This is a genomic window from Thermofilaceae archaeon (assembly GCA_038731975.1).
Lineage (GTDB): Archaea > Thermoproteota > Thermoprotei > Thermofilales > Thermofilaceae > JANXEW01.
In genome coordinates, this window is the sequence record JAVYQJ010000007.1 from 18273 (window position 1) to 35494 (window position 17222).

Annotated in this window: 20 protein-coding genes; 11 read left to right on the top strand and 9 right to left on the bottom strand. The window is 61.0% G+C overall.

The genetic code is table 11. The features are described from left to right. Position 1: 1 nt before the first annotated feature. From carA to QXF46_04810, 3 genes are all read right to left on the bottom strand, one after another. Positions 2–1141 carry a glutamine-hydrolyzing carbamoyl-phosphate synthase small subunit gene (carA, locus tag QXF46_04800; protein MEM0226172.1) on the bottom strand — a complete coding sequence of 380 codons (1140 nt, stop codon included), beginning with the start codon at positions 1139–1141 and terminating at the stop codon, positions 2–4. 9 nt (positions 1142–1150) lie between these two features. Then, positions 1151–4345 (bottom strand): carbamoyl-phosphate synthase (glutamine-hydrolyzing) large subunit, encoded by a 3195-nt coding sequence (gene carB, locus QXF46_04805; protein MEM0226173.1) that lies wholly within the window; start codon positions 4343–4345, stop codon positions 1151–1153. 65 nt (positions 4346–4410) lie between these two features. Further along, positions 4411–5235, bottom strand: a complete 825-nt coding sequence (locus QXF46_04810) for a sugar phosphate isomerase/epimerase (GenBank protein MEM0226174.1) — start codon at positions 5233–5235, stop codon at positions 4411–4413. 85 nt (positions 5236–5320) lie between these two features. Between QXF46_04810 and QXF46_04815 the strand changes: the two genes are divergently transcribed. Then, on the top strand, positions 5321–5770 hold the full coding sequence (locus tag QXF46_04815; GenBank protein MEM0226175.1) for an RpiB/LacA/LacB family sugar-phosphate isomerase: 450 nt from the start codon (positions 5321–5323) through the stop codon (positions 5768–5770). On the opposite strand, the gene QXF46_04820 is transcribed toward QXF46_04815, so the two are convergent. Then, positions 5767–7092: a cellulase family glycosylhydrolase gene (locus QXF46_04820; GenBank protein MEM0226176.1), complete on the bottom strand. Its 1326-nt coding sequence runs from the start codon at positions 7090–7092 to the stop codon at positions 5767–5769. The two genes, QXF46_04815 and QXF46_04820, sit on opposite strands and share 4 nt — an antisense overlap. 50 nt (positions 7093–7142) lie before the next feature. On the opposite strand from QXF46_04820, the gene surE reads away from it, so the two are divergent. Genes surE through QXF46_04845 form a run of 5 tightly spaced genes read left to right on the top strand, consistent with a single transcriptional unit; the run spans position 7143 to position 11294 of the window. Beyond that, positions 7143–7931 (top strand): 5'/3'-nucleotidase SurE, encoded by a 789-nt coding sequence (surE, locus tag QXF46_04825; GenBank protein ID MEM0226177.1) that lies wholly within the window; start codon positions 7143–7145, stop codon positions 7929–7931. A gap of 15 nt (positions 7932–7946) precedes the next feature. Continuing rightward, positions 7947–8813, top strand: a complete 867-nt coding sequence (locus QXF46_04830) for a cation diffusion facilitator family transporter (GenBank protein MEM0226178.1) — start codon at positions 7947–7949, stop codon at positions 8811–8813. Between the two features lie 44 nt (positions 8814–8857). Continuing rightward, the gene (locus tag QXF46_04835) at positions 8858–9148 is read left to right on the top strand and encodes a hypothetical protein (protein MEM0226179.1); all 291 of its coding nucleotides are present in this window, start codon (positions 8858–8860) and stop codon (positions 9146–9148) included. Between the two features lie 22 nt (positions 9149–9170). Continuing rightward, entirely contained in the window at positions 9171–10595 is a 1425-nt protein-coding gene (locus QXF46_04840; GenBank protein ID MEM0226180.1) for an FGGY family carbohydrate kinase, read from the top strand. Between the two features lie 24 nt (positions 10596–10619). After that, the gene (locus QXF46_04845) at positions 10620–11294 is read left to right on the top strand and encodes a diphthine--ammonia ligase (GenBank protein MEM0226181.1); all 675 of its coding nucleotides are present in this window, start codon (positions 10620–10622) and stop codon (positions 11292–11294) included. A gap of 74 nt (positions 11295–11368) precedes the next feature. On the opposite strand, the gene QXF46_04850 is transcribed toward QXF46_04845, so the two are convergent. The 5 genes from QXF46_04850 to QXF46_04870 are packed head-to-tail and all read right to left on the bottom strand — an operon-like array spanning position 11369 to position 15242. Beyond that, positions 11369–12328, bottom strand: coding sequence for a transcription initiation factor IIB (locus QXF46_04850; protein ID MEM0226182.1), 960 nt, complete (start codon positions 12326–12328; stop codon positions 11369–11371). Between the two features lie 38 nt (positions 12329–12366). Further along, positions 12367–12582 carry a hypothetical protein gene (locus QXF46_04855; GenBank protein ID MEM0226183.1) on the bottom strand — a complete coding sequence of 72 codons (216 nt, stop codon included), beginning with the start codon at positions 12580–12582 and terminating at the stop codon, positions 12367–12369. Positions 12583–12613: 31 nt separating this feature from the next. After that, complete coding sequence (locus QXF46_04860) at positions 12614–14014, bottom strand: DHH family phosphoesterase (GenBank protein MEM0226184.1); 1401 nt, start codon at positions 14012–14014, stop codon at positions 12614–12616. A 40-nt stretch (positions 14015–14054) separates the two neighbouring features. Next, on the bottom strand, positions 14055–14501 hold the full coding sequence (locus QXF46_04865; protein MEM0226185.1) for a 30S ribosomal protein S15: 447 nt from the start codon (positions 14499–14501) through the stop codon (positions 14055–14057). A gap of 39 nt (positions 14502–14540) precedes the next feature. After that, positions 14541–15242, bottom strand: a complete 702-nt coding sequence (locus tag QXF46_04870) for a Kae1-associated kinase Bud32 (GenBank protein ID MEM0226186.1) — start codon at positions 15240–15242, stop codon at positions 14541–14543. A gap of 70 nt (positions 15243–15312) precedes the next feature. On the opposite strand from QXF46_04870, the gene QXF46_04875 reads away from it, so the two are divergent. The 5 genes from QXF46_04875 to QXF46_04895 are packed head-to-tail and all read left to right on the top strand — an operon-like array spanning position 15313 to position 17211. Next, positions 15313–15927, top strand: coding sequence for a DNA-directed RNA polymerase (locus QXF46_04875; protein ID MEM0226187.1), 615 nt, complete (start codon positions 15313–15315; stop codon positions 15925–15927). A gap of 6 nt (positions 15928–15933) precedes the next feature. After that, complete coding sequence (spt4, locus tag QXF46_04880) at positions 15934–16149, top strand: transcription elongation factor subunit Spt4 (protein ID MEM0226188.1); 216 nt, start codon at positions 15934–15936, stop codon at positions 16147–16149. After that, complete coding sequence (locus QXF46_04885) at positions 16149–16694, top strand: DUF359 domain-containing protein (GenBank protein MEM0226189.1); 546 nt, start codon at positions 16149–16151, stop codon at positions 16692–16694. The genes spt4 and QXF46_04885 overlap by 1 nt, the downstream gene beginning before the upstream one ends. A gap of 30 nt (positions 16695–16724) precedes the next feature. Further along, positions 16725–17048 carry a hypothetical protein gene (locus QXF46_04890; protein ID MEM0226190.1) on the top strand — a complete coding sequence of 108 codons (324 nt, stop codon included), beginning with the start codon at positions 16725–16727 and terminating at the stop codon, positions 17046–17048. Beyond that, positions 17041–17211: a 30S ribosomal protein S27ae gene (locus tag QXF46_04895; protein ID MEM0226191.1), complete on the top strand. Its 171-nt coding sequence runs from the start codon at positions 17041–17043 to the stop codon at positions 17209–17211. The genes QXF46_04890 and QXF46_04895 overlap by 8 nt, the downstream gene beginning before the upstream one ends. Positions 17212–17222 lie beyond the last annotated feature (11 nt).

Sequence of the window (17222 nt, forward strand, 5' to 3'; positions counted from 1 at the left end):
CTCAAACTCTTTTAATACCTCTTTTCCGATCCTCCACGATCTTGGAGAAAAGATCGAACACCCAGCTCGTGTCGTTCGGCCCAGGCGAAGCCTCAGGGTGGAACTGGACGCAGAGAACCCCCCTCTCTTCGTCTATGACCCCCTCGATGGTTTCATCATCGGCGTTGATGAACCAGGGCTCGAGACCGGTCTCCGCCAGCGATTCCCCCTTCACGGCGTAACCGTGGTTCTGAGAGGTCATGTAGCACCTTCCCGTCCGAAGATCAACTGCTGGCTTGTTGACCCCGCGATGCCCGTAGCGCAGCTTGAAGATTCGCGCCCCGCGAGCCAGCGAGATCACCTGGTGGCCGAGGCAGATGCCCAGCATGGGGTAGCCGTACTCGATCAGCGCTTTCGCGCACTCGATAGCTTCCCCGTAGAGCGAGGGGTTCCCGGGGCCGTTGCTGAAGACTACGCCCACAGGGTTCAGGTCCAGTACGCGCTCCGCGCTGGTCCCGTAGGGCAGCAGCGCCACATCGTAGCCTCTCGTGAGGAGCGCTCTCACGATGCTCGCCTTGACGCCACAGTCGTAGAGTGCAACCACCCCGCGCCCCCTCCCTGATTCGAGCTTCACGGGTTCCCTGACGGAAACCCTCTCGGCCAGCTTCAGCGAGCCGTAATCCGTCCCTCTGGCGAGCTTCAGGAGTTCCCCAACGCTGGGTTCCCCCTCCTCGTAGACTGCGAGAGCGCCCATCATCACGCCCCTCTCCCTGATCCTCTGCGTGATGCGCCTCGTGTCCACACCCCAGATTCCGGGGATACCCTCGTCCCTCAACCACTCGTGGATCGACCTCCTCGAGGCCCAGTGGCTCGGTTCGAAGCAGGCCTCGTGCACGACCACCCCTTCCACCTTGATGCCCCTCGATTCGAAGTGCAGCGGGAGCCCGTACCTGTCGGTCAGCTCGTACGGAGGTACACCGTAGTTACCGATCAAGGGGTAGGTGAAGACGAGGATCTGCCCAAGGTAGGAGGGGTCGGTCAGCGCTTCCGTGTAGCCGACCATCCCCGTCGTGAAGACCACCTCACCCACAGCCACGCTGGGTGCGCCAAAGCCGCGCCCCCTCACCACCGTCCCGTCCTCGAGGACGAGGATCGCCCTCACACCCACCACCTACAGCGGTTCGACGCTCAACGGACCCCCGCTCCTGTAGTACTCGATGGCCTCGAGCAGATGAACAGCCAGTCTGCGGTTGAGCAGGAGCGGTACCATGTAGTCGGCTGCAGCCCTCCTGACAGAGTAGTCCTTACCATCGCCGCCGCAAGCGATGACAGCCTTGACCACCCCCCTCATTACTAGCTCATTGACCCTTCCGTCCAGCGCAGCGGGCTCCACCACAAGCGGCTTAAACCCCAGCCTCTCCAGCCTCTCCGCAAGGTCGTCTCCATCCCCCACGATTAGGACTGTTGAGCCAGGCTCGGGGAGGGTGTTGGGCTGCGCAGCCAGCCAGGACTTCAGCAGCGCCTCCTGCAGGCTAAAACCTACGGCCGCCACCTCCCCCGTTGACCGCATCTCGACGTCGAGCACTGGGTAAGCGCCCCTCAGCCTCGACCAGGAGAACTGCGGCGTCTTCACCCCCCAGCGGAACGCGGGGGGCTCGTACACCTCACCGGGGATATCGAGCTCCCTCCCCAGGATCACGTCCGCAACGTAGTCCATCAGGTTGACACCCTTCACCTTCGAGACGAAGGGCATCGTCCGCGAGGCCCGCAGGTTGCACTCGATCACGTAGACGTCGCTGCCCTTAACGACGAACTGTATGTTGACCGGCCCTCGAGCTTTGAGGGCCCTGCAGATCTCGAGAGTGTACCTTCTCACCTTATCGAGGACGTCCTGGCTCAGCGAGAATGGCGGAATGACGAGGGTTGCATCACCCGAGTGCACGCCCGCCTCCTCGATGTGCTCGATCACAGCGCCGATCAAGACGCGGTTGCCGTCGGAGACGCAATCCACCTCAACCTCCCTCGCCTCCTCGATGAACTTGCTGACGACGAACTTGCCCACACTACCCCTCCTCGCGACGTCGTTCAGGTAGCTCAAGAGCTCCCCCTCGCTCCGCACGACCCGCATGGCAGTGCCTGAGAGGACGAAGGAGGGCCTCACGATGACCGGGTAGCCGACTCGCCTGCAGAAGGAGATGACCTCTTCGGGGCTCCTCAGCTCAGCCCAAGGCGGCTGAGGGATGCCCAGCTCATCCAGCAGCCTGCTGAACTTCCGCCTGTCCTCCGCCCTCTCAACCGCTTCGCCGCTGGGGCCTAGGATTCTAACGCCGCACTCCTCGAGGAGGGGGGCGAGGTTGTTGGCGATCTGCCCGCCCACGCACGCTACGACGCCCATCGGGTCCTCGAACTCGTAGATGTCGAGCACCCTCTCGAGCGTGAGCTCCTCGAAGTAGAGCCTGTCAGGCACGTCCCAGTCCGTCGAGACAGTCTCGGGGTTGTAGTTCACGACGATGGTCTCCACGCCCCTCTTCCGAAGGGCCCAAACGAGCTGCACGACGCTCCAGTCGAACTCGACCGATACGCCGATCCGGAAGACCCCTGCGCCGATTACGACAACCGCCCCGCGGCCAGCGGGCTCCACGTCGTGCGCATCGCCACCGTACGTCACGTACAGGTACTTCGTCCTGGCCGGCCACTCGGCCGCGAGCGTATCGATCTGCTTCACAGCCGGTAGAATGCCGTGCCTCTTTCTGAACGCACGCACCTCCCTCTCGTCAACCCCAAGGCACGCGGCGATCTGAGCGTCCGAGAAGCCGAGCCTCTTCGCCTCCCTGATCAGCTCCACCGCCCTCTCGGTGTCACCGAGGCCTCCGAGCCTGCGCAGCTCTCTCTCCAGGTCGACGATCCTCTTCATCTTGTATATGTACCACGGATCGATACCGGTCAAGCGGGAAATCTCCTCCACCTGCAGACCGGCCTTGAGGGCTTCAGCGATCAGGAAGACCCTGTAGGGTTTCTGCTCAGCCAGCTCCCTCCTCAACTCCTCAGCGGGCCTCGGCTCCCGATCCCACGGGTTCGCGACGAGCCCCCTCGCTCCGATGTCGAGCATCCTTAGAGCCTTCTGGAGAGCCTCCTCGAAGCATCTACCGATCGCCATGACCTCACCGATGCTCCGCATCTCGGTCCCGATGACCGGCTTCACCCCCGGGAACTTCTCGAAATCCCACCGCGGCACCTTGACAACGACGTAGTCGAGCGCCGGCTCGAAGTGCGCCGTCGTTACACCGGTCACGGTGTTCATCAACTCGGGGAGCCTGTAGCCGAGGGCCAGCTTAGCAGCTATGTACGCCAGCGGGTACCCTGTGGCCTTACTAGCTAACGCGCTGCTTCTCGACATCCTCGGGTTGGTCTCGATAACGTAGAACTCCTCCGACCTGGGATCGAGCGCGAGCTGGACGTTGCACTCCCCAACCACGCCGATCGCCCTGGCGACCGCCAGCGAAGCATCCCTCAGCGCCTGGTACTCGCGGTTCGTTAGCGTCTGGGATGGCGCGACAACGATCGAGTCGCCCGTGTGAACACCCATCGGGTCGACGTTCTCGAGGCAAGCCACAGCGACCGCGTTGTCGGCGGAGTCCCTCACCACCTCAAACTCGACTTCCTTCCACTTGTCCAGGTACTTCTCCACGAGCACCTGCTTAACAGGCGACTGGGCGAAGGCCTTCGCGATCCCCTCGCTCAGCTGCTCCCTGCTCCACGCTACGAAGGAGCCCGCCCCTCCTAGGTTGAACGCGACTCGAACCATCACCGGATAGCCTATCTCTTCAGCCGCCTCGATAGCCTCGCTCGGCGAGTAGGCGGCCCTCGAGGGTGGGACAGGTATCCCGTGCTCCACCATCGTCTTCCTGAAGAGGTTACGATCCGAAGCCCGCACAATGCTCTCCACGGGTGTGCCGAGAACCTTCACGCCGTACCTGTCCAGAACCCCCCTCCTCGCCAGCTCAACCCCGCAGTTCAGCGCTGCTTGGCCGCCGAAACCGAGCAGTATGCCATCTGGCCTCTCCCTCTCGATCACCCTCTCGACGAAATCCGGCTGAACGGGCAGCAGGTAGACCTTGTCGGCCAACTCCTTCGACGTTTGTATCGTCGCAACGTTCGGGTTGACGACAACAACTTCGATCCCCTCCTCCTTCAAAGCCTTGATCGCTTGGGACCCGCTGTAATCGAACTCCGCAGCCTCAGCGATCTTTATGGCCCCTGATCCCAGCAGCAGAACCTTCCTGACGTCGCCCGTAGAAGAGCGGGAAGCAGCTGTGCGGTGTAAACCCGCGCTCGAGAGAGCGCTTTCCCTTAGGGCTCGAGGCAAGACCCTGACCCGGGCTGGCTCTGACAGCCTAGAAAAAGCTTTTGGTTATTTTAAGCGTGGAACGCTCAGATTATGAAGCGCTCGAGGAACTTTCGCGCCAGGATCAAGCCCTCCTCGTAGCCGAAGTAGGGGTCCTCGTGCTCGATGCTGATCGCGTAGTCGTACTTGTGCTTCTTCAGGACGGAGAAGAAACCCGTCCAGTCGAGCTGGCCGAAGCCGGGGAGACGGTGGGGGCACCACCCCCCTACAGTGACTCCAAGCTCTTTCACGCGCTCCCAGAGAACCATAGCGTCCTTCGCGTGCACGTGGAAGATCCTGCCGCCGAACTCGTCCGCTGCCCTCACGGGGTCGATGAGCTGGCAGATCAAGTGGCTTGGGTCGAACTCGAGGCCCAGATTCGGCGATCCCAGCTCCTCGAAGACGGCTCGCCAGATGTCGGGCCGGTACATGATGTTGGCGGGGCAGTTCTCGATCGCCACTTTGACCCCACAGTCCTCAGCCTTCCTCAAGATCGGGGGCCAGACCTTCTTGATCTCCTCTATGTTCCTATCCACGTCGCCGGGGTGCTTGCCCAGCCAGCCCGTAACCACGGATTTCTCCAGCTTGTAGCTCGCCTCGATGAGCTTCAGGAAGTGCTCGGAGTGAAGCTTCCGCGTCGAGGGGTCCGGGTCGATCGGGTTCCCGTAGAAGCCCAGCGCGCTGATCACAACTCCCGTCTCAGCCTCGAGCTCCCTGATCGCTCGGGGGTTCCTGATCACCTCATCGACGTCCAAGAACTTGGAGCCGGGCGGCGCGGCCACGCTGATCGAGTGAAAGCCGTGCTTCTTCGCCCACTCCAAGGTTTTCTTCAAGTCGCCCAACTGCCCGCCCGTGAAGAAGCCCAACAGCATGGCCCTCCGCTCTGTGCGGGGGGTTAACGGTAAAAATGGTTTGTGGAGACCATAAATCTTCTAAGCCTTCGGGGGAGGGAGTTGCGTGGCTAAAGTCGTTGTTGGCTCTGATGACGTGTACCCCCTGGCTAGGTTCGTAGTGGAGCTTTTGAAGGCGCGAGGCTTCGAAGTGGTGACGGTTGGCGCGCTGAGGGAGGGGAGGCTCGTCCCGTGGCCCGACGTTGGTTTCGAGGTGGGGGAGGCGGTGGCGAAGGGCGAGGCAGCTTTCGGCGTTGTCGTATGCTACACCGGCACGGGGGTTTCGATTGCTGCTAACAAGGTGAAGGGTGTTAGAGCTGCGCTCTGCTTCGACGCTCAGACTGCGAGGGGCGCGAGGCTGTGGAACGACGCCAACGTCCTAGCGCTGAGCGCCCGCTTGACGAGCGAGGAGGTTGCGAAAGAAATCTTGGAGGCGTGGTTGTCGGTGGAGAAGCCCGACCCCAGCGAGATCGAAAACATCAGGAGGCTGAGGGAGTACGACGAGAAGCGAGGCTAGCCCTTCTCCAGCGTCAGCAGCTGCACGGAGTAGGGCTCGATAGTGCAGATGGAGCCTCTGCATTCAAGATCCTCCAAATCCCTGCGCGCGTCAATAGCTTGAACCCTCGCGACTCTGTACCCTTCAGCCGCGATCTCGTACCTGACCTGGGCTGAGCCGTAGTTCACTACGAGCAGGCGCAGCGACCCGTCCCGCTTCAGGCCCGCCATCGCGTACAGCAGCCCTCTCTCAACGACAACCGCAACCCTCACGCTGTCCTCCACCAGCTCCCTGTAGGCCAACCAGACGTAGTAGGGCTTGCCCGGCCTACCATCACTGTGGAAGAGGCCGCCCCACATCCATGCGTCACCGCGGTACAGTGTAGCGATGTCCACGGGCGCATCCTCCATGAGGATGAGAGCAGCGGCCTGGAACGCCGCCGCTTGAGAGCTCCTGAAAATCTCCCAAGGCTCGCCCTCCTGATGAGCGAAGTTCCACTCGGTCAGTACGCTTGGGAGCGCGCCGTAGCCGTGCCTCTCCATCGCGCGTCGCACCGCTCTAGCTCTCTCGGCAACTTCGACAGGGTTCTTCGTGTAGATGTGCCACGAGACGAAGTCGATGGGAACCCCCCTCGAAGACGTGTAGGCTAGAAACCTGTCTAGGAAACCGACGTTCCACGCGATCCCCGGTCCACCGACAACGGCGTCCGGGTTTGCCTCCTTGATCGCCCTGGCGACTTTCTCGTAGAGCTCGAAGAACTCTGTTTCAGAAAGGTTCCAGAACCAATCGATATCGGGTTCGTTCCATATCTCGAACCAGATGTTTTTGTAGTTGTAACCGTTGGCCCAGCCCTTCGTGTAGTGGAGCACGATGTGCTTAGCGACTTCCGCGAGCTTATCAAAGCTCACGTGAGGTTTATTCTTAGGCGGATCGTTCCAATCATAGCCGATCCTGAGGATGAGGATGTCGGCCAGCTTGAGGGCCGCTTCCACGTGCCGGTCGAGAGCAGTGAAGTTGTAACTACGGGGGTCTCCGGGGTCCGCATCAGGGTTTGGGAAAATCGTGTCGAGCTCGTCGACCACCCAAAGGTCGTGAAACCTGATGACCTTCACGCCCAGCTTAGCGTAGTGCGAGCTCAGGTCGAGAGTCAAAGCCCGATCCCAACCCCGGGGGCTCCAAGGGCCGCAGTTCACCCCTCTTAGATCCTTGAAACGCCCGAGCACCTGGCCCGGTTGCACCACAACCCTCTCGTTCGGCCCCTCGGAAAGCAGCTTGAAAGCACCAATAAGAGCAGCGACCCCGATCGCTACTCCGACCACCACCCACCTGAGGGGTCTGGCCATCGAATCCGGATGTAGCAAGTGATAAAAAGCAATGAGGTACGATGCCTGCCATGCGAATCGTAGTGACGAACGACGACGGTTTGAGGAGCCCGGGGCTCCGCCTGCTGTACGAGGCTGTGAGAGAGCTGGGGGAGGCGATCATCGTAGCGCCCCTGGAGCAGGCTTCAGCTCGGGGAGGTATGCTTACGCTCGACGAGCCGATCCGAGTGTACGAGGTCGACCTCGGCTACGCGAAGGCCTTCGGTATCACGGGATCGCCGAGAGACGTTGTACACGTGGCTCGAGAGGTGTTCGGGGGCGCTGACCTCCTCGTCTCGGGGGTTAACGTGGGCGAGAACACGAGCGTTCAGAACATACTCGTTTCGGGCACCGTCGGTGCTGCATTCGAAGCCGCTCTCTTCGGCATCGCCGGCATCGCGTACTCCGCGGATGTTGAGAAAGCTGAAACATTCCTCGATACGGGTTACGCCGAGTTCGTAAAGACGGTCTGCGGGGAGATTGCGAGGTACGTGGTCGAGAGGGGGATGCCGAAGGGGGTTGACGTGCTTAACGTCAACTTGCCGCGAAGGCCCTCGAGGATCGTTAAGGTTGCTCCGCCCGCTAGGCTGCGCTGGATCGAGAGGCTCGATAAGCGCCTTGACCCGCGCGGCAAGCCCTACTACTGGCTGTACGGGGAGGCCGCGCAACCGGAACCGGGGACGGACTCGTACGTAGTGTTCGTTGAGGGTGGGATCTCCATCACACCTCTGGCCTTGAGCCTCCGCGGCGTCGATGCGTCGCTGCTCGACGAGCTGATCCAGGCTTTGCGATCTGCGATAGAAAAAAGCCTAAAACCCTAGCATTACGATGCGCGCGTGGCTGACGGCAGCAAGCCCGCCGTAGATCGAGTCCTCATCGCTTCAGTGGTGGGCAACGCCCTCGTGTGCTCCGTCAAGATCGCTGGCGGCTTGTTGTCCGGCAGCACCGCTTTGCTTGCTGACGGAAGCGACTCGATTCTAAACGTCGTGAGCGGCGCTCTAGCTTATAGGTTCAGGAGGGAAGCTGAGAAGCCCCCAGACTTCGAGCACCCCTACGGGCACTCTCTCCTCGAGGTCTACGGGTCACTGCTGATAGTAATGTTAATGGTTGCCACCTTCTCGTTTATCGGCTACATGGCGCTCGACAGGCTGATGCACGGTGAGCTGGAGCGCGTGGATCCTATCGGCGTGCTCTTCGCCACCGTATCGCTCGCGCTTAACCTCACCGTCTCCACGCTGCTGAGGATCCTCGGGCGTGGGAGCGTTATAGCCAGGGCTGAGTCGCGCCACGTGAGCTTCGACGTGTTCGAGGGCCTCCTGACTCTAACCGGGGTGGCTTTGGGTGCCTACGTCTCCGCGCTGTTCGACATCGCGGCCACCTTCGCTCTACTCGCTCTAGTAGCCTTCACGGTCTTCCTAACCCTGCGCGAGCTGAGGGGCTTCATAACAGCTGAGAGCCCTCCGGAAAACCTCGTCAGAGAGATCGAGCGCGCGCTGGCCAGCGTGGAGGGGGTGAAGGGAGTGCATCAGCTGCGCGTGAGGCAGGCCGCGGACACCATTTTCGCCGACGTTCACCTGGAGGTGGAACGCGGGATCACCATTGAGGAGGCTCATCGGATAAGCGAGGAGGCTGAGCGGAATGTGAAGGAGAGGCTGGGTAACGTCGATATAGTCGTCCACATCGAGCCCGAGGGGGAGGGTTAACGCGTGCGACGAAAAGTATAAGTTCAGCTTCTCAACGCGTGCACGTGGCTTCGCCGAGCATCCCGGACGACGTGAGGCAGTTCATCGAGCTGGCACGAAAGCGCGGCTACAACGTCACCAAAGTCGCTATCGCGAAGGTCCCCTTCGAGCGGTACTACTACTTTGAGAATGGCGAGTACGTCGGCGAGATCGGGGAGGAGGTTGCCCTCGAGTCCAACATCGTCATGGCTCACGACGACATCTGCATCCTCTTCTACAACGATGAACCAGTGCTCGTGATGACGCGGGGAGGAAGGGGGAATCGGGAAGGCATAGGAGCGGCGAAACCGCAATAAGAGGGGCGGGAGTGGTTGCGGAGTGCCCGATAGACTGATCGCTGTACTCGACGTCGGGAAGACGAATAAGAAGTTCACCGTCTACACGGAGCAGCTCCAACCTCTCTTCTCCACTTCCACGCGGATCGGGGAGATAAGCGTGGAGGGCATCCTCTGCGACGACGCTGAGGCGATCGTCAAGTGGGCTCGAGCGGCTCTCGCCGAGTGGGCGGGGAGGGTGTCCGCCATCGCTGTCACGACGCACGGGGCTACGCTGGCCCTCCTCGACGAGCGGGGGGAACTGGCGATGCCTGTCGTGTCCTACAACCATGAGGTGGGAGAGGAGGTCAAGTCGGAGTTCTACGCCCGCTTCGGCAGCCCCGAGGAGCTCTACACTCGAACTGGGACACCCCCGCTCGGCCAGCTCCTGAACGCGGGCGTCCAGCTCTTCTGGATTTCAACGAGGTTCCCCGACAGGTACCGCAGGGCTAGAAAGCTGCTCTTCCTGCCCCAGTACATCGTCCACGCCCTCTCCAATCTCGAAGCTGCCGAGCTCACATCGATCGGGTGCCACACTTACCTTTGGGACCTAGTGGACAGCAGGTGGAGCAGCGTAGCCGAAGGCTTGGACGCCCACAGCCTCTCACCGGGGACCAGGAGCGTGTGGGAGCCCCTTGGCCGGCTGAGGGGAGCAGTGGTGACTCCCGGCATCCATGACTCGAACGCCGCGCTTCTGCCGTACCTGGCTGTCGAACGGGAGGAGTTCGTGCTCGCCTCCACCGGCACGTGGTGCGTCCTGATGTACCCCGGCGCGCCCTTCGCCCCCGAGCCTGTCGACATGAGCCGGGACATCCTCTACTACGTTGACGCCTACGGGAGGCCGGTCAAGGCGGCCCGCTTCAAGATCGGGTTTGAGTTCGACTACTACGTTGAAGACATCAGGCGGCGCTTCGGAGTCGAGCCCCTCAAGATCGCGCTAGATGAGAGCCTGGCGGTGGAGGTTCTGAAGGAGGCGCGCGCGTTCTACGTTCCCACCCTGACCCCTGGTACAGGCCAGTTCCCGCGATCCAAGGGGCGTCTCGTCGGCGACCCCGGTGACGCCGTGCGGGCGTACTACTACCTCAACCTCTCCCTCGCGGTTCAAACCTGGTACGCGCTCAACCTGCTGACAGGCGGCAAGGGGGTTAAGGTCTACGTGCAGGGGGGTTTCGCGCGGAACGATGTCTACCTTTCCTACCTGTCAACGCTGCTCCGCAACTGTGAAATCGTGAGGGCGGAGAACCCGGAGGCCACGAGCCTGGGTGCGGCGGTGACAGCGCTGTGCGCGCTGGAGGGTGTTGAACCGAGGGGGTTGAGCGTTGAGCCACCCGGGCTGCGCGGCTCAAGAGTCAAGCCCCTCAAGGTCGAGGATCGCTACGTTGAGGGCTACGTTGAGAAGTTTCTACGGCACTGTGCTGAGCAGTTTTAAGGCTTTGAGGGCCTCTAGTTTGAGATGAAGGTTTGCGTGCTGTACTCCGGGGGGAAGGACTCGAACCTCGCCCTCCTAGAGGCTCGCGAGCGCCACGAGGTTGCGTGCCTCGTCACTCTGGTGCCTAGCTCGCTGGAGAGCTGGCTCTTCCACTACCCTAACGTGAACCTCGTCCCGCTGCAGGCGGAAGCGCTGGGCCTTCCGCTGATGCTCCACAGATGCCCTGATGATGAGGCGGGGAGCCTGGCCGCGCTTGAGAGGGCGCTGGGGGAGGCGGTTGAGTTCTACGGGGTGGAGGGGGTTGTGACGGGCGCCGTAAAGTCGAGGTACCAGGCTGAAAGGTTCGCCGCCGTCTGCCGAAGGTTGGGGCTGGAGTGCATCAACCCGCTCTGGGGCAGGAGCGAGGTGGAGCTTCTTCGCGAGGTTTTGAGGCGCCGCATCGAGGCAATCTTCACACGCGTGGCTGGTTACCCGCTCAGCGCATCCCTACTCGGCAAGAAAATCGATGAGAGGGTGGTGGAGTGGTTGAGCGGGCTCGCACACATCGTGAACCCCTCCGGTGAGGGGGGCGAGTACGAGACGTTCGTCCTCGACATGCCCCTCTTCAAGTGGAGGATAGAGCCTGTGGAGTGGAGAGTGGAAGGCACGGACTACGATGCGGTGCTAATCATCGAGAGGGCCGAGCTGCGAGCACGCTGAAGAAGGGGGAGCGACCCGACGCGTCAGCTACCCTCCGCTGCCTCAACTCTGGAGCGTAAAAGAAATCTGATGATCTACTTCTTGATGGGGAGGTCAATCTTCAGTTTTCTCACCAGTTCCTTGTACCTGTTCCTGACGGTGACTTCTGTGACCTGGGCTGCTCGAGCGACCTCCTTCTGAGTCCTCACTTCGCCTCTCCTTAACGCGGCGATGTAGATCGCTGCTGCCGCCAGCCCCGCTGGATCCTTGCCCGCGGTGATGCCTATCTGCTGCGCCTGCTTCAGTATGTCTATCGCGTCCCTAACCGTAGCGGCGCTCACTCGCAGCATGTTCCCTATGCGGGGGGCGAAGTCGATGGGGTTGGGTAGCGGAACTCTAATCGAAGTCTCCCTGAGCAGGAGCCTGTAGCACCTGGCCACCTCCTTGCGCCCGGCTCTCGTGTACCTGGAGATCTCGTCGAGCGTCCTTGGGATCTTCAGCTCCCTGCAAGCCGCGTAGATGGCTGCCGCTACGACGGACTCGATCGAGCGGCCCCTTACGAGACCCGTCTCGAGGGCCCTCCTGTAGATCTCGCTGGCGCGATCCAGGATCCTCTTCGGTAGCCCCAGCTGGGCACCGAGCCTCTCCAGCTCCTGCTGGGCCTGGATCAGGTTGCGCTCGAGGCTGGACTGCGCTTGCGCTCTCATGTGCCACCTGCGCAACCTGAACATCTCGACCTTCTTCCTCAACCCGAGCTCGCGGCCGGCAGCGTCCTTGCTCCTCCAGTCGATCTCCGTAGCGAGGGCGTCCGGCGTGTACCTCAGGATTGGGGCGCCAACCCTGCTCCTCTTCTCCCTCTCCTCACCGTCGAAAGCCCTCCACTCGGGGCCCTTGTCGATCTCCTTCTCGCTGACGACGTAGCCGCAGGAGGCACAGATGATCTCGCCCCTCATCGGGTCGTATATCAAACGTTCAGAACCGCACTGCGGGCAGCTTTTTATCTCCTCCGTGGGGAGGAACTTCGCAATCAGATCCTCATTAACTTTTTCCGACATAATACCACCCGAAACCTTTTTAAGGGCCGTAGAATGGCCTATTTAAGCTTTTCGTTTATATGAGCGAGCGCATCGACAAGCCTGAGCACGTCATCGATAAAAGAGCGGATTTTCGCAGCCTTTGAGTGGCAGGAGCAGGAGGCCTCAACGACGATTAAGGCTCCACTCCTGCTCGTTGAGATCGTCGAGCAACCACCGCTCCAATCGTCGGGGGAGAGGGCCGCCTTTAAAGCTTCAGCTTCCCTCTCATCCACCTGCGGCAGCTTCAGCAGGACGCCGACCTCCCTAAGCGCCAGTTGACATCACCCTCTCCACTTCCGCCAGAAAGTCCTCCAACTTTCCAGCCGGTATCGTCGCGCCCCCCGCTCTCTCATGGCCCCCGCCAATCCCACCCACTTTCTCGGCAGCTTTTCGCAGAACTTCGCCCACCACGACTTGAGGACCATCAGCCCTCCGCGCGGAGATCTTGATGCCGTCCGGTGAGTCTAGAGCCACGAGGAGGAGCTTGCCGCTCTTCACGTAGGGGAGGAGTAGGGAGGCGAGAGCCCCGCTAACCCGCTCGTTGAGGAAGCTCCTGCCCCTCAGATCCACCAGCATGAGGCGCTCGCTCTCCCGTATCGGCTTCTCCTCCCTAACGCACTTGAACGCTCTTGAGAGGAGGGACCGGTACTGGGCGGCGACATTGATCGCCTTCAGAAGCAGGTCGCCCCTGGCGCCGAGGCACAGGGCGACGGCTACGTCGTAGGACCCGATCCTCCCGCTGGCGTTCAGCAGCTGAGCGTACTCCCTCGCGTCCCTGAGGGGGCTGTCGGGTGCCTCGCCGAGGATCACGTAGCTGGCCCCGTAGATCCGCTCCGCCTCGCTCGCCGTGTACCCGTACTTCAGCATGAGCTTGACGAGCTCGGAGGCCAGCTTCCTCCTCTCCTCCTTAGTCAGTTCGCCGAGTGTCCTGTGCTTGTCTCCAGAGGCCGGCTCAATGTTGATGCTCTTGAGGAAGGAGAAAGCGTTGCCCTCGTCTCCCGTTAAACCGGGCAGGAAGGGGTCAGTCGTGTAAGCTAACGCCTTCACGATTGGCCTCGCGGGACCCCCGAACAGCCTAAGGTCTATCCTCTCCTCGATGAGCCCAGCCTCCACAGCCTCCCTCACTATCATCCTGTTTACGCCGATGAGCCTGAAGCGTTCACCCACATCCTGCCTATCTCCGAGCGCTCCGACGATGGCTAGGGGGGCGAAGTCGACCGCTTCCTCCCCCAGCAGCTCCTTCGCGAGGAGGTAAGCGAGGCCGGAGCTGCTCACCTCTCGCGACCCATCGATTCCGCACCGATGCGGGTTAACCTCTACAACCCCTTCTCCAGCCCCCTGCGGCAGGTGGTGGTCGAGGACCACGACGGTAGTCTTCAGCTTCGAAAGTTCTCTTACGCTGCCGCTGCCCATGTCTGAGAGGAGGGTTAAGGGGTAGTCCGAGGCTAGAGCTTGAAGCTTTCCAAGGCTTGAGGGCGTCATTTGCTCGAGGATGAGGAGGTGCACGACGAAACCTCTGCTTGCTAGCGCCTTGAGGAGTATCGAGGCGGCGGACAACCCGTCCGCGTCGTAGTGGGAGGCTAGCAGTGCTCGCCGCTCGCTGCACGCTTCGATAGTCGAGGCTGCGCGCTCTAGCTGCTTGGAGAGTTCATGCGCTTCAGCCATGAGCGAGGCTTGAGCTAGAGCTACGCTAAAAGCCTATTCGTTAAGTGAAGATACTCACCCTCTCGGGCTTGTACTCCCAGTTTGGCGGCAGTAATCCAACCCGCTTGTAGTACTTCGCTAACCTTCGTATCTTCGACTCGATGAGGATCAACCCCCTCTTCGAGTGGTAGTCCTTCGGGTGCTCCTCGAGGTGCCTCCTAACCCTCATCGCCCTCCTTATCAGGTTAGCCAGATCCTCAGGAACTTCAGGCGCCAAACCCCTTTCACGCAGGATGCGAACCAGCTTCTTACCAGTTACAGCCCGCACGCTGGGGATGCCGTACTGATCCCTCAGTATCGTGCCGATCATAGATGGGGGGTAGCCTCTCCGATAGAGCGAGACTACCAGCTCTTCCACCTGCTCCGGCGGAATCGTCACCCACTCCGGCTTCACGATCTCCACGGGGCGCGTTGAGCCTGATCTACCCTTCTCGTGGCGCTTATTCACGGTGGCGCGGAGGCCCCCATTCAAATATAAGCGTTATGCTCAAGCCCGGAGAACTCTACGCCTCTCAGCAACGTACCTCCCTCGCCTCCTAATCTCGGTCACCTTATCCTCCACCAGCTTTGCCGTTGCCTCACCCCTGGCCTCCCCGTACCCCCGGAGGAAGGCTCTGTAGAGGCTGGGGGCTAGCGAAGGGACTGTGCTCTCCAGTGAGCGGAGCATGAGGTGTACGTCAACGCCCTGCTCCTCCAGGTCGTTGCTGAAGGAGCCCAAGCCGAAGTCGATGATGAAGATCCCCCGGCTTGACGCTACCACATTGGCTGCTGTCAAATCCCCGTGCACGATGCCTCTCGCGTGTAGGAGGCCGGTGTAGAAGCCCAGTTCCCGGAAAACTGCCTCTCTCCCCTCCATGCTGGGGAGCACCTCCCTCAACCGGGGACCGGGGATGTAGTCCATCATGAGCACGAAGAACTCGGGGTTCACGTAGAGAAGGGTGGGTGCTGGCACGCCGAGCTTCCGAGCTTCGGCGAGCAGCTTCGCCTCCAGCGCCGTCCTCTCCCTCCTCAATCTCCCGTCGAGCTCGGGAGCCCGGTACGGCTTCGGCAGCCGAACTTTAGCAACAGCATCGAAGGACCTCCACTCGCACCTAATCACGACTGCTTCAGCTCCCACCCCGAGCAGCCCGATCGGTTTTGAGCCTACGGCTTTGACGAGCTCCTCGGCTTCCGCGAGAACCGCTCTCATCGTGAGGAGCACAAGCACAACGCTTATAAGAGGTTCTTCGGAGCGTCTTCTACACTTTCGGTGAACTCTCATGTTTAAGCTGGTCGAGTGCGAAGACGTTGTAAGGATCCCACCCAGCCTCATCGGCGTCCCCTTGAAGGAGGCCGTTCTGGAGGTCCTGAGGCGCGAGTACGTGGGTCAAGTGATCAAGAACCTCGGAGTCGTAGTGAGCGTGCTCGATGCGGAGGCCAATGAGTTCGGTATCATCCTGCCAGGCGAGGGCAGCCTCTACCACGAGGCTAGGTTCAAGATGCTGGTCTACACACCAGTGATCCAAGAAGTGGTCGAGGGGGAGGTAATGATCGTCGAGTCGACGGGCGTCATCGTCCGGTTGGGGCCCGTTGAGGGCTACATACACCGGAGCCAGATAATGGACGAGACGATCTCCTACAGCAGAGAGCAAAGCGTCATCATCGGCGAGAAGAGCGGGAAGGTTCTGAGGAAAGGCGACGTCGTAAGAGCACGAATCGTCGCGGTCAGCTACGGTGGAAGGAAGCAGGCCTTAAGGGTTCAGCTCACGATGAAGCAGCCGTACCTCGGGAAGCTCGAGTGGATCCGGGAGGAGCTGAAGAAAGCCGAAAAAGCGGCTCAATTGCAGGTAAAACAGGAGGCCGAAGCCAAGCCGAAGCCCAGCGCGAAGAGGTGAGCGATGGTGGCCACGCGAAGGAGAAAGGCCTACTTCAAAGCTTGCATGAAGTGCAAGATGCTGGTGCCCCCAAACGTCGAGATCTGCCCCAACTGCGGCAGCCGCGACTTCAGCGAGGAGTGGGAGGGGATGATCATCGTGTTCGACGTGGAGAACTCGATGGTTGCGAAGCGGCTCAACATCACGAGACCCGGCAGGTACGCCATCAAGCTGCGAGCCTAATGCTCCATCGCTTAAGGGAGGAGCACAGGCGGGCGCTCCGGATACCCTTAGGCCTAGCCCTCTACAGGCATCCCCACGAGTCCGCCAAGCTGATCCTCGAGCTAGCCGAGCTCGTCCAGCCCCCCCTCATCGTCACAGTGGGGGATTTCGTCACCGCCAACCTCAGGCGCGCCGGTTTGGAGCCCGAAGTCGCTATCGTAGACTGGAAGACCCTGAGGACGCCGCTGATGGAGGACCCCAGTTCTCTGGTCTCGGGACGCCAAGTGTACAGGTGCTCTAATCCTCCAGGCTCGCTGACGGTTGAGGCGGTCGAGCTCGTGCGCGGTGCACTCGCGAAAGCTTCCCCGAGTTTCAGAATCCTAGTGGCGGTAGAGGGGGAGGAGGATCTGCTGGCTCTGCCCGCGCTAGCATTCGCCCCGCCCCGCTCCTTCGTGATCTACGGGCTCTGGCTGGGGGCTGCAGTCGTAACCTTCTGCCACCCCCTCATTGAGAAGAACGTAAGGCTCTTCCTGAAGGTAGCGTTCGACCCGCCCCTGAGCCTGTAAACTTAAAAACGATCTCAGCTGGGGTGGACTGTGGGGAACGGGTTTAACTTGGAGATCCTCTCATCGAGGGATAACAGGCTGATCGAGCGGAAGGAGTACATAGTGAAGATCGTCCACTGGCCACAGGGGACTCCGTCGCGTAAAGAACTGCGAGAGCGAATCGCACAGATGCTGGGTGTTAGCCCGGATCTGGTGTACGTGAGGAAGCTTAAGACGGAGTACGGGAAGTGCGAGAGCCTAGCGCGGGTCCACGTCTACGAGAGCGCCGAAAGAGCCCGCAGCATTGAGCCCTCTTATATCATCAAAAGGAATTTAGGTGAAGAAGGCAAGAAGGAGGGTGGGAAGAGTGGCTGAAGTGCACAAGAGGTACGAGTACGACTACAAAACCGGTACCATAAGGCTGAAGAACAGGAAGTGCCCCCGCTGCGGATCGATACTCGCTCACCACCTCACCCCCGTAGAGCGGTGGCACTGCGGGAAGTGCGGCTACACCGACTTCGTTGTTCAGAGGAAGTAGCTGGCTCCCAG